The organism is Nocardiopsis rhodophaea (assembly GCF_039530945.1).
Lineage (GTDB): Bacteria > Actinomycetota > Actinomycetes > Streptosporangiales > Streptosporangiaceae > Nocardiopsis_C > Nocardiopsis_C rhodophaea.
The window spans coordinates 1-11,935 of the sequence record NZ_BAAAPC010000003.1 but is presented as its reverse complement, the minus strand read 5'-3'; the positions used below and the strand labels follow the sequence as shown (position 1 = coordinate 11,935).

Here is an 11,935-nt window from a genome sequence, read left to right as displayed (position 1 = left end):
CCTCCCGACACGGCCATAGGCTGGGACCCATGAGCACGCGTCCCCCGGAAAGCGGCAGCGCACCCCCGCCGGGCCAGGAACTGGACCCCGCCATCGCCGCACGGCTGAAGCGCAACGCCGACGGCCTGGTGCCCGCCGTCGTCCAGCAGTACGACACCGGCGAGGTGCTCATGCTCGCCTGGATGGACGACGAGGCCCTGCGCCGCACCCTCACCACGCGCGCCGCCACCTACTGGTCGCGTAGCCGCCAGGAGTACTGGGTGAAGGGAAGCACCTCCGGGAGCGTGCAGCGGGTCGTGTCGGTCTCCCTGGACTGCGACGGCGACACCCTGCTGGTCAGGGTCGACCAGACCGGTGCCGCCTGCCACACGGGTGACCGCACCTGCTTCGACGCCGACCCGCTTCCCGTCGCGGAGGAGGGTGCGTGAGCGAGCCGCAGGAGAGCGGGCCGGCGAGTACCGGCGCGCCGGAGGGGCCCGCGGCGGCCGGGGCGACCACGCCCGCCAGGGGTTCCGCGCGCCGGGAGTTCGCCATCGGCCTGGCCGCCACGGTCGCCGGAGCGGTCGCGCTGCTGGCGTCCGCCGGGCAGACCTGGGCCACCGGTGCCATGGCGATCCCCGGGCCCTCGGCCCCTGTGCCCATTGAGCTCGCCGGTACCGACATCGCGCCCGCGGCCTCCGCCCTGGGGTGGGCCTCGCTCGCCGCGCTCGGGGCGTTGCTGGCCACGCGCGGGTGGACGCGCCGCGCTGTCGGCGTACTCATCGTGATCTTCGGCGCCGCCGCGGGCTACGACCTGTGGCGCGGCACACGCCCTGGCGCGCTCGCCCGTGCGGCCGGAGAGCAGACCACCGCCGACGGCCACCTCAGCACCCTTGACGTGGCCGGTCAGTGGCCGGTTCTGGCCGCGGCGGGGGCGGCGGTGCTCCTGGCCGCCGGGGCGGTAGCGGCGATCCGGGGTGCTGCCTGGCCTGGCATGGGCAGCAGGTACGATCGCCACAGTGCCCCGAGCACGGCCCGCGCCGGTGACCCCGCCGAGCTGTGGAAGTCGCTCGACAGCGGCACCGACCCCACATTGGACCCCGCATCGGACAGCGCCGCGCCCGGGAGGGGCGCCACGGCGCCATCCGGTGCGCCATGGCACGACCGCGATGCGGACTCGGCAGATTCGAAGGAGACCTGAATGGCCGACGCACACCACGACGAAGCCCACGAAGACCACGGCAACACCCTCGCCGCCTGGTTCCTGACCCTCTCCTGGATCGTGGTCTGGACGATCTCCGGCGTGGCCATCATCGTCGCCGACGGCAAGGTCATCCTGTGGTCGACCATCGGTTTGGTCGCCAGCGTCGTCTGCGCGGTGATCGCCGGCATCATGAAGAAGGCGGGTATGGGCCGCAGGGCGCCCCGCCCGGTGCCGCAGACCCGCGAGGAGTGGGAGGCCGCACGCGCTGCCGCCACAAAGGCCACGACCACCAGCACTAAGGGCGACAAGGAGCCCGCGGCCGCCGCCGCGAAGTAACGGTGGCATATCGGGAAGTGGACGATTCCCCGCGCATGTGGGTAAATGGGCCACGCTAGTGCCGCTTCGCGGCCGATGTGTGTCGGCTACGAGCGGCAGGATCTGGCATGATCCCCTTTTCCGCGATGTGCGTGAGGCGCCGTCCCCAGCCGTGACCCCTGTTGGTGCGCTTCTTCATCGGCCCGCGGAGTACGCGGTTTTCTATTCCGTCGTCAGGAAGACACACCAAGTATGAGTTACGGTCCTCCCCCTGGTTCCCCTCCGCCGCCCCCGCCCGGTGGCGGGTACGGGCCGCCCCCGCCGCCCGGTGGCACCGGCGGCTACCCCGGGATGCAGCAGCCGATGGGCGGCGGCCTGCCGCCGTCCAACTGGCTGGTTCCGGCCATCCTGACCCTCTTCTGCTGCTGGCCGGCCGCCATCCCGGCCATCGTGTTCGCCTCGCAGGTCAACAGCAAGTGGAACGTGGGCGACTACGCGGGCGCCCAGGAGTCCGCCGGCAAGGCCAAGATGTGGACGCTGATCGCCCTGGGGGCGGGGATCGCCTGGAGCATCATCGTCTTCTCCGCCTTCGCCTTCTTGGGCTCCCTTGAGGCGACGTCGAGCACGCCCGGGACGTACGACACGGGCGGGTTCTAGAGACCCCTGGCCGCGCCCCCGGCCCTGATCCGGTGCCGGTACTGTCCGTCCGCCGAGGACGTACCGGGGCCGTTCTACTGGTGAGCCCAGTGCTGACCACCCCATCTCTACGAGAGGCGCGACGAGCATGAGCTACGGTCCCCCACCAGGTGACGATCCTCCTCCACCCGGTGGTGGTTACGGTCCCCCGCCCGGCGGGACCGGCGACGACCCGGGTATGCCGATGGGCGGCCCGCCCCCGGACAACTGGCTGGTCCCGGCGATTCTGGCGACGGCCTTCTGCTGCCTGCCGTTCGGCGTGGTGGGTATCGTGTTCGCTGCTCAGGTCAACGACAGGTGGAACAGGGGCGACTACGCGGGTGCCCACGAGGCCGCGGACCAGGCGAGGAAGTGGACACTGGCCTCCATCATCGCGATCGTGGTTCTGGTGGTCCTGCTGTTCGGGGTCCCGTTCTTGTTGGTGGCCGCCTCCGGAGAGCTCTGATGACCCCGACACCCGAAGAACCGCGAGGAGTTGACGTGAGCGAGGCACCGCTCCTCACCCGGGTCCAGCGCCGCCTGCACCCCGCCACCGCGCCCCTCCTCCTGGGCGCGGTCGGCATCGCCGGGGCGATCATGGTCCACTTCATCGACCCGCACGAGCCCGGCCACTACCCGACCTGCCCGTGGCTGATGCTCACCGGGACGTTCTGCCCCGGTTGCGGCACCATGCGCGCCGTCAACGCGCTCACCAACCTCGACCTGTTCGGCGCGCTGCGGATGAACATCCTCACCATCGCGCTGCTCCCGTTCATGGCGTACTCCTACGCCAAGTGGGTCTACTACTCCTTCCGCCCGCCGACCGGCCCCGTCAAGGCCGCTCACCCCGTCTGGCTCTGGCTGCTCCTCGGGGCCATCCTGGCCTTCTGGGTGGTGCGCAACCTGCCGTTCGCCGCGGTCCTCGCGCCGGGGTGACACACAGGGGAGGGCGGTGACGGCCCTCACCCGGAACACGGCTACGATCGAAGGCACAGGATCCCCGGTCCGCCTCGGACCGAAAATGAGATCCTGTGCCTTTCGCGTATCAGCGCGGGCAACGGGACACCGGCCCGGCCTCGCGTGTTCGATACATTCGGCCGTGCCCGGCCGAAAGACGTCCGGCTATTTGGAGGGGGCAGTCCCACGTGAGCGTGCTCGACGAGATCCTGGACGGGGTACGCGCCGATCTCGCGGAACGGCAGGCGGCCACGCCCCTGGAGCGTCTCAAGGAGATGGCGGGGGCCGTGCCCTGGCCGAAGGACGTCGTTGCGGCCCTCCGCAGCCCGGGTGTCCAGGTCATCGCCGAGGTCAAGCGCTCCAGCCCGTCCAAGGGACCGCTTGCTCCCATCGCCGACCCCGCCTCGCTCGCCCGCGACTACGCCGCCGGGGGCGCGTGCCTGATCAGCGTGCTGACCGAGCAGCGCCGCTTCGGCGGCAGCCTGGCCGACCTCGCGGCGGTGCGCTCCGCTGTCGAGACCCCCCTCCTGCGCAAGGACTTCGTCGTCAGCTCCTACCAGCTGTGGGAGGCGCGGGTCCACGGGGCCGACGCGGTGCTGCTGATCGTCGCCGCCCTGGAGCAGGACGCCCTGGTCTCCCTGGTGGAGCGCGCCGAGTCGCTCGGCCTGACGCCGCTCGTCGAGGTGCACACCGAAGACGAGGTCCAGCGCGCCCTGGACGCCGGAGCCACCGTCATCGGCGTCAACGCGCGCGACCTCACGACGCTCGATGTCGACCGCGGCACCTTCACCCGCCTCGCGCCGCTCATCCCCGACGACCGCATCAGGATCGCCGAGTCCGGTGTCCGCGGCCCGCACGACCTGCTGGCCTACGCCGGCGCCGGGGCCGACGCCGTGCTCGTGGGGGAGAGCCTGGTGCGCGGCCGCAACCCGCGCGAGGCCGTCGCCGACCTGGTCACCGCGGGCGCTCACCCGGCACTGCGGGACCGGCACTGATGATCACGTTGACCGCGGTGACGGTGCACCAGCGACAGCGGCTCCGCGCCGGTCGGTGGCCCGCCGCGCGCGGGCGATGGCGCTAGGGAGCCCGACGTAGCGGAAGGGCGGCGCCCGCCACCCTCCTCACCTCGGGTTCCCGTCGTCCATGGACCGACATCCGTCCATCGGTCGGCACGCACGCGCCGGAACGTCGGCGTGCCGACCGCCCTGATCCCGTGAGAGCCACCATGTCATCACCGCCAGCACCGTCCGCGACGCCCGACGAACGCGGGCACTACGGCCGCTTCGGAGGCCGGTTCAGCCCTGAGGCGATCGTCGCCGCTCTGGACGAGGTCGCGGCGGCCTGGGCCAAGGCCAAGGTCGACCCCGAGTACCAGTCCACCCTCCGCGAGCTGCTGAGCAGCTACACCGGGCGGCCCAGCCCGATCACCGACGCCGTGAACTTCGCCGAACACTGCGGGGGCGCCCGCGTCCTCCTCAAGCGCGAGGACCTCAACCACACCGGGTCGCACAAGATCAACAACGTGCTCGGCCAGGCCCTGCTCGCCAAGCGCATGGGAAAGACGCGGATCATCGCCGAGACCGGCGCGGGCCAGCACGGCGTCGCCACCGCCACAGCCTCCGCCCTGCTCGGCCTCGACTGCGTCATCTACATGGGCGAGGAGGACACCCGCCGCCAGGCGCTCAACGTCGCCCGGATGCGGCTGCTCGGCGCCGAGGTCATCCCCGTCACCATCGGCAGCCGCACCCTCAAGGACGCCGTCAACGAGGCGTTCCGCGACTGGGTGGCCAACGTCGAGAGCACCCACTACCTCTTCGGTACCGCCGCCGGGCCGCACCCCTTCCCCACGCTCGTGCGCGACCTGCACTTCATCATCGGTGAAGAGGCCCGCGCCCAGGTGCTGGAGCTGGCCGGGCGCCTGCCCGACGCCGTGGCCGCGTGCGTCGGCGGCGGCTCCAACGCGATCGGCATCTTCGCCGCTTTCATCCCCGACTCCGAGGTGCGCCTCTACGGCTTCGAGGCGGGCGGCGACGGCGTGGACACCGGGCGGCACGCCGCCTCCATCACCGGCGGATCCCCGGGGGTCTTCCAGGGCGCCCGCACGTACGTGATGCAGGACGAGCACGGCCAGACCATCCCGAGCCACTCCATCTCGGCAGGGCTCGACTACCCGGCGGTCGGCCCGGAACACGCCGCGCTCGCCGACAGCGGTCGCGCCACCTACACCCCCATCACCGACGCCGAGGCCATGGAGGCCTTCCGGCTGCTGTGCCGGACCGAGGGCATCATCCCGGCGATCGAGAGCGCCCACGCGCTGGCCGGTGCCCGCAAGATCGGCGCGGAGCTCGGGCCGGACGCCATCGTGCTGGTCAACCTGTCCGGCCGGGGTGACAAGGACGTCGACACCGCCGCGGCCTACTTCGGCCTCATCGACGAGCACAAGGAGCAGGCGTGACGGCGACACCGACCACCCTCCAGGCCAAACTGGCCGAAGCCAAGGCCGCCGGGCGCGCCGCGCTCATCGGCTACCTGCCCGCCGGGTTCCCCGACGTGGAGTCGTCCATCGAGGTCATCCAGGCCATGGTCGAGGGGGGCTGCGACGTGATCGAGGTCGGACTGCCCTACTCCGACCCGATGATGGACGGGCCCACCATCCAGAAGGCCGCCGGGCGCGCGCTGGAGGCCGGGACCACACCCGCCGATGTGCTGCGCGTGGTCACCGCCACCGCCGAGACGGGTGCGGCCGCACTGGTGATGTCCTACTGGAACCCCATCGAGTGCTACGGGCCGCGCCGGTTCGCCGCCGACCTGGCCGCCGCGGGCGGCTCCGGCGTCATCACGCCCGACCTGCTGCCCGAGGAGGCCGACGACTGGTTCGCCGCCACCGACGCGGCCGGGCTGGACCGGATCTTCCTGGTGGCGCAGTCCTCCAGCGAGCAGCGGCTGCGGCTGACCACCGGCGCGTGCCGCGGGTTCGTCTACGCCGCCTCGCTCATGGGTGTCACCGGCGCGCGCACCCGCCTCAGCAGCGGCGCCGAGAAGCTGGTGGCCCGGACCCGCGAGGCCGGGGGAGACCTGCCGGTCTGCGTCGGCCTGGGGATTTCGTCCGGGGCCCAGGCGGCCGAGGTGGCGAGCTTCGCCGACGGGGTGATCGTCGGTGCCGGGTTCTGCCAGCGCGTCCTCGACGCGCCCGACCTGGAGACCGGGCTGAGCGCGGTGCGCGCGTTCGCCGAGGACCTCGCCGTGGGGGTGCGGTCCGCCGCCAGGTGACGCGCCGCCGCCGGCTCGGGGCGGGCGCGGACCGGGGTAAGAATCCGGTGTGAAGCCGACGCCCTGCGGAAAGACGGGGGGCGCGTGCGGTCCCCGGTGGCTAGAGTGCGGGAGCACGGCCGCCGGACACACCGGGTTCCGACCCGCTGCCCACGCGCGGTCACGCCGAGTAGGATCTGTCTCGGCATTCGGGCACGCCGTGGGCGTCGCCCGCGAAAACGCGCAGATGAACCGTCATCCACCCCCCAGGGAAGCCCTCGTGGACACCGAAGCACAGCAGTCCTCCAACCGGGAAACCAGCACGGACGGAAAGCCGCCGTTCGACACGGCGCCGCGCGGCTCCGGCCTCGCTCGCCACTGGCCCACCGCCCAACCGTGGGTCACACTGGCCTGCCGCGTCGCACTGGCCGGCATTCTCGGTTTCGCCGCCTACACCAAACTGCCCCCGGCACTGTCGGTCCAGGCGGTCGAGGCCTACCAGCTGTTCTCTCCGGGCGTTGCCGAACTCATCGGCTACCTGCTGCCGCTCGTCGAGTTCGCGCTGGCGCTGCTGCTGCTGATCGGCCTGGCCACGCGCTACGTGGCCGCGGCGACAGGGATTCTGATGTTCGTGTTCATCGTGGGCATCATCTCGGCCTGGGCGCGCGGGCTGGCCATCGACTGCGGCTGCTTCGGCAGCGGGGGGCCGGTCGCCGAGGGGGAGACCGCCTACGGCCTGGACATCCTGCGCGATATCGGCTTCATGGTGCTGGCCGGTATCGTCGTGATCTGGCCGCGCTCCCCCCTCGCACTCGACCGGCTCTTCGGCCTGTACCGCTGACCCCGAGCGGGGCCGCACCGCACACCCCGGCCCGGGGCGGAGCGGCGGACCCGCCGGAAGGTCCGGCGGAAACGCGGCGAGGCGCACTCAGGAACCGAGGACGAACACAACCGGAACGACATTCCCCCGGGTGGACCGGGTAACGACATTCCCAGCGAAGAACGGTGAACGGCTGATGGGCAAGGCGGAACGACGCGCGTCCCGCGAACGACTCAAGCAGGAGCGCCTCAAGGCGCAGCAGCGAGCCAAACGCAACAGGATCCTCGGCGTCGTGGGCGCCGCGCTCGTCGTCGTCCTCGTGGTCGTGGGCGGCGGATACTGGTTCCTGACCGCCTCCAACACCGGCGACGAGCTGACCGCCGACCTCCCGCCGCAGACCCTGCAGCAGGACGGCAGCGTCGTGCTCGCGAAGGACGGCGCCAAGGCACCTGTGGTCTCCGTCTACGCCGACTTCCAGTGCCCGGCCTGCAAGCAGTTCGAGACCGCGGTCGGCAGCACGCTGCAGCAGCTGGCGGCCGACGGCGACGCGATCGTGCACTACCGTCCGGTGAGCATCTTCTCCCAGCAGCCCGCCCCTGTCAGCAGCAACTCACTGCGGGCGGCCGCGGCGGCCCGGGCGGCGGCCGACTACGGCAAGTACGTCGAGTACAACGACGTCCTCTTCGAGAACCAGCCAGCCGAAGGCAAGCCCGGCTTCTCGGTGGACGACCTGATCTCGTGGGGCAAGAAGGTCGGCATCGACGACCCCGCCTTCGGCGATCGGGTCAAGGCCGAGAACAAGGTCGTCGACACCTACACCGGCGACTACACCAAGAAGCTGATGAAGAAGGCCCAGGACGAGCTGGGCACCAACGAGCTGTCCACGATGACCGTGGGCGACCTGCTGGAATGGGGCGACGACAACGGCGTGGACAGCTCCTTCCTGGACGGGACCTACGTCAGGCAGACGCTGGACGCGACCATCGCCGCCTACACTCGTTTCACCGGCGACAACAAGTTCGAGGGCACACCGTCGGTCTACATCAACGGCAGCAAGATGGGCAATGAGGCGTTCAACCCGCAGCAGCTGAAGCAGGCCGTCCTCAACGCGGACCCCGGCAAGGTGGACACCACGCCGCTCGCCTCCGACGAGGGTGCGGAACCCGGGGCCGAGGCGTCGGCGTCCGCGGAGCCGGAGGCCGACGACGCCCCCACGACCGACGAATCCCCGCAAGCCAAGGAATAGAACCGCCCCATGTACTACGCGGCCATCCCGAGCCCGACGGTGAACTCCATTCCCATCGGGCCGCTGACCATCCACTTCTACGCCTTGTGCATCCTGGCCGGGGTCATCGCCGCCGTGTTCTGGAGCGAGCGCCGGTGGGCCGCCATGGGCGGCGAGAAGGGCACCATCATGGACCTGGCGGTCCCGGCGGTGCTCCTGGGGCTCGTCGGCGGTCGCCTCTACCATGTGATTTCCGACTACCAGCTGTACTTCGGCCCGGGCCGGGAACCCGTCCGGGCGCTCTACATCTGGGAGGGCGGCCTCGGCATCTGGGGCGCCGTCCCGCTGGGTGCGCTGGGCGTGTGGTGGGTGGCCCGCCGCCGCGGCCTGTCGATGTCGAAGCTGTCCTTCGCCATCGCCCCGACCATCCCGCTGGGCCAGGCGTTCGGGCGCTGGGGAAACTACTTCAACCAGGAACTCTTCGGCGCCCCCACCAACGTGCCGTGGGCGCTGGAGATCTCCCCGTACCCCAACGGCGTGCTGCGGCCGGGCATGGAGCCGGGGGTGTTCACCTACCACCCCACCTTCCTCTACGAGTCGCTGTGGAACCTCGCCCTGGCCCTCTTCCTCGCCTGGATCGGCCGGAGGATGGCCGGCAGGCTCGGCGGCGGGCGGCTCTTCGCGCTGTACATCATGGGCTACTGTGTGGGTCGGTTCTGGATCGAGTACCTGCGCGTCGACCCCGCCAACGAGATTCTGGGCCTCCGTCTGAACAACTGGACCTCGATCCTCGTGTTCCTCGGCGCCCTCGCCTACTTCGTGTGGGCCGGACGGCGGCTCGACCGGTTCTCGACGCGCGTCGTCCCGGTGGGGCACGACGTCGGCACCCAGGTGTTCGACACCGACCCCGCCTCCTCGGGCGAGCGGAGCTCCGCGGTCGGCGACGGTTCGGACGCGGGGGAGACCGCGGGGACGAGCGCGGGGAACGACGAAGCCGCATCCGGAACCGCCAACGGCACGGGGCCGCAACGCGACACATAGACCGCGCCAGGCCCGCCGCCGCACGCCGTACGCGGCGTGCGGCGGCGGGCCGCGTCGAACGGGTGAGTACGTACACGTGAGTAGATCCGACTCCGCCGGCCGCAAGGGCCGCCGCCGGTCGCGGCGTGCCGCACCGGACGACTACGTCCAGGACGGCCGCGACCAGGGCGGTGCCATCGATGTGGACGACGCCTCCGCCGCAGACGATGACGCATACGACCCGGCGGCCGAGACCGCCGGCGACGGCGACGACCAGCAGTCCCGGCGCGGCCGCACCGGGGTGGGGCGCGGCCGCAGATCCGCCGCGAAGAAGGCCGCCAAGGCCGGACGCGGCCGCCGCAGCGCCGGAAAGCCCGACCCCGTCTCCAAGTTCTCCGCCTCCGCGCTGAGGCGGGTCAGCGTCCTGGGCGACCGCCCCAACCAGGTCGTCTACACCCTGGCCGAGCAGAGCCAGCGCAAGCGCGGCTCGATCGTCCTGGGCACCCTGCTCGCCCTGTGCGGTGCGGCGCTCGTCTCCCTCCTGGGGGTCCTCCTCGTCCAGCTCGTCAGGGGGGAAACCATGGACGGCTACGGTGACGGCACCAACGCCATCGTCGAGCCTCCCAAGGGCCACTCCACCCTCGTGCCCCGCCTCTACCAGGGCCAGACCGAGAACACCGACGTCTTCGCCCCGATCAGCGAGCGCCCCAAGGACGCCGAGCCACTGAAGGAGAAAGAGGTCTTCGCCGAAGCGGAGAAGCTCAGCCTGAAGAACTACGAGCTGCTCCTCGACGACTCCGAGGTCACCGACACCTGCACGGCGGTCGTGTGGGGCGAAGAGCTGCAGCAGGCGCTCGTCGACGGATCCTGCGGGGCGGCGGCGCGCGGCGTATACCAGGACCAGGACGACAAGTTCGTGGCGCAGTTCACGCTCTTCGACCTGTCCGACGCCGAAGCGGCCGGAAAGGTCGCCACGAAGCTCGACATCAACGACCCCTCCAACACCAAGCCCGGCTTCATCCTGCCGCTTGAGGACGACATCAAGGGCCTGCACGAGGGCTACAGTCAAGCGACAGCCCAGGTCATGGGCCACTACCTCGCGGTGTTCTGGGTGGCCCGCGCCGACGGCTCCGACCCCGGGGACGACGACAGCATGGCCACACTGAACGTGGTCGCGATGGACGCCGCCGTGTATGTCTACGAGGAGGTCGGGGCCGCCAGGAAGCAGGAGGAGTGAGCGCGTTCGTACTTGCCCCCAGGCAGGCTAGGATTTGCGCACCCGTCGCGGGGCCGGCAGCGACTCGGCCCCGCGTCCCCCGACCGACCCGGGAGAACCCCTTCTCCCGTGAGCTTTCCGAGAGGTTCTGGTGTCTTCTTCTGAATCGTCCGTGCCTGGAGGCCGTGGCCGACGGAGGAAAAACGACGACGCCGAGGCCATCGCCGGCCTCGTCGCCGACCCGCGAAGCCCCGAAGGCGTAGCGGGGGGAGACACCGCCGGTCCGTCCCCGCGCCCCAAGGGCTCGCGGCGCAAGCGCCCCGAGCCCGCGCCCAAGAAGTCCTTCGGCCGTGCCCTGCCCCTCCTCCTCGGAGCTCTGGGCATCGCCGTGATCGCCCTGGTCGTGGTCCTCGTCATCCAGTTCATGCCGGGTGGCGCGTCCGCGCCGGAGCAGGCCCGGCCGGTCTCCTACACGGTCCTCGGTTCCGGCGACAGCCTCAACGATGTGCTGGCCTCCCAGGACACGGACAGCCGCCCCCTCAACGAGCACGAGGTCTTCCGCGACGAGGAGATCTCCAGCCAGGGCATCACCTTCAAACTCGCCGACCAGGCGCTCACCGAGGACTGCTCGGAGATGGTGTGGGGTGACGACCTGAAGAAGGCCCTGAAGGGCGCGGGCTGCACCCAGGCCGCGCGCGGCGCCTACGTCTCCGACGACTACGTCGGGCTGGCCGTCCTGTTCAACCTGTCCGACACCGACGGCTCCCAGGCCGTGGCCGATGCCATGGAGCTCCCGGACGATCCCGACTCCGAGGCGGGCGGCTTCCTGGTCACCGGAGCCGACGACGGCGACGTGGCCGCTCTAGGTGCCGGATACAACGAGGCGGAGGCCACGGTCAGCGGCCACTACCTGCTGGTGACCTGGGCCCAGCCCAAGGACTCGACGTCCACGGAGGAGAAGGAGAGCCTCTCCTCCCCGCTCATCGCCCTGAGCTCCTTCCGCGACCTGCTCTTCCGCCGGATGACCCAGCTGGAGGAGTTCGCCGAACACCAGGGCGGCACCAGCGGCGCGGGCACTGGGGCCGGGCAGCCCGCCGGGTAACCGCAACACTCCGTTGATCTCGGCGATATCGACCGAATTTCGCCGCCTGGAGTTTCGGGTTTTTCAGGGGTCATAACGCGCCGATGTCGCTGAGGAGCTGTTCGATCTTGGTGGCCCTGTGTTCCTCCTGGTGGGGGTGGCCACCGCAGGATTCCGTGATCGCGGGCGCGCAC

General features: G+C 71.0%; 14 protein-coding genes. All 14 read left to right on the top strand.

Translation table 11 applies throughout. The annotated features are described in order from the left end of the window. Window positions 1–29: 29 nt before the first annotated feature. Entirely contained in the window at window positions 30–428 is a 399-nt protein-coding gene (gene hisI, locus ABD259_RS03740) for a phosphoribosyl-AMP cyclohydrolase (RefSeq protein ID WP_344106201.1), read from the top strand. Continuing rightward, complete coding sequence (locus tag ABD259_RS03735; RefSeq protein ID WP_344106203.1) at window positions 425–1,180, top strand: Trp biosynthesis-associated membrane protein; 756 nt, start codon at window positions 425–427, stop codon at window positions 1,178–1,180. Before hisI ends, ABD259_RS03735 begins: the two co-directional genes overlap by 4 nt. Next, a complete protein-coding gene (locus ABD259_RS03730) occupies window positions 1,181–1,519 on the top strand; it encodes an HGxxPAAW family protein (RefSeq protein ID WP_344106205.1) in 339 nt (112 codons plus the stop codon). A gap of 231 nt (window positions 1,520–1,750) precedes the next feature. Beyond that, window positions 1,751–2,155 (top strand): CD225/dispanin family protein, encoded by a 405-nt coding sequence (locus ABD259_RS03725; protein WP_344106207.1) that lies wholly within the window; start codon window positions 1,751–1,753, stop codon window positions 2,153–2,155. A gap of 127 nt (window positions 2,156–2,282) precedes the next feature. Continuing rightward, window positions 2,283–2,639, top strand: a complete 357-nt coding sequence (locus ABD259_RS03720) for a CD225/dispanin family protein (RefSeq protein ID WP_344106209.1) — start codon at window positions 2,283–2,285, stop codon at window positions 2,637–2,639. A 35-nt stretch (window positions 2,640–2,674) separates the two neighbouring features. After that, window positions 2,675–3,109: a DUF2752 domain-containing protein gene (locus tag ABD259_RS03715; RefSeq protein ID WP_344106211.1), complete on the top strand. Its 435-nt coding sequence runs from the start codon at window positions 2,675–2,677 to the stop codon at window positions 3,107–3,109. 209 nt (window positions 3,110–3,318) lie between these two features. Next, complete coding sequence (gene trpC / locus ABD259_RS03710; protein WP_344106214.1) at window positions 3,319–4,125, top strand: indole-3-glycerol phosphate synthase TrpC; 807 nt, start codon at window positions 3,319–3,321, stop codon at window positions 4,123–4,125. A gap of 230 nt (window positions 4,126–4,355) precedes the next feature. Continuing rightward, a complete protein-coding gene (gene trpB, locus ABD259_RS03705) occupies window positions 4,356–5,585 on the top strand; it encodes a tryptophan synthase subunit beta (protein WP_344106217.1) in 1,230 nt (409 codons plus the stop codon). Further along, window positions 5,582–6,400 carry a tryptophan synthase subunit alpha gene (gene trpA, locus ABD259_RS03700; RefSeq protein ID WP_344106219.1) on the top strand — a complete coding sequence of 273 codons (819 nt, stop codon included), beginning with the start codon at window positions 5,582–5,584 and terminating at the stop codon, window positions 6,398–6,400. The genes trpB and trpA overlap by 4 nt, the downstream gene beginning before the upstream one ends. 259 nt (window positions 6,401–6,659) lie before the next feature. Then, the gene (locus ABD259_RS03695; protein WP_344106221.1) at window positions 6,660–7,220 is read left to right on the top strand and encodes a MauE/DoxX family redox-associated membrane protein; all 561 of its coding nucleotides are present in this window, start codon (window positions 6,660–6,662) and stop codon (window positions 7,218–7,220) included. A 175-nt stretch (window positions 7,221–7,395) separates the two neighbouring features. Further along, the gene (locus ABD259_RS03690) at window positions 7,396–8,445 is read left to right on the top strand and encodes a DsbA family protein (protein WP_344106223.1); all 1,050 of its coding nucleotides are present in this window, start codon (window positions 7,396–7,398) and stop codon (window positions 8,443–8,445) included. Window positions 8,446–8,454: 9 nt separating this feature from the next. Next, entirely contained in the window at window positions 8,455–9,465 is a 1,011-nt protein-coding gene (gene lgt / locus ABD259_RS03685; protein WP_344106225.1) for a prolipoprotein diacylglyceryl transferase, read from the top strand. Between the two features lie 76 nt (window positions 9,466–9,541). Continuing rightward, window positions 9,542–10,681: a hypothetical protein gene (locus ABD259_RS03680; protein WP_344106227.1), complete on the top strand. Its 1,140-nt coding sequence runs from the start codon at window positions 9,542–9,544 to the stop codon at window positions 10,679–10,681. A 151-nt stretch (window positions 10,682–10,832) separates the two neighbouring features. Beyond that, window positions 10,833–11,762: a hypothetical protein gene (locus tag ABD259_RS03675; protein ID WP_344160195.1), complete on the top strand. Its 930-nt coding sequence runs from the start codon at window positions 10,833–10,835 to the stop codon at window positions 11,760–11,762. Window positions 11,763–11,935 lie beyond the last annotated feature (173 nt).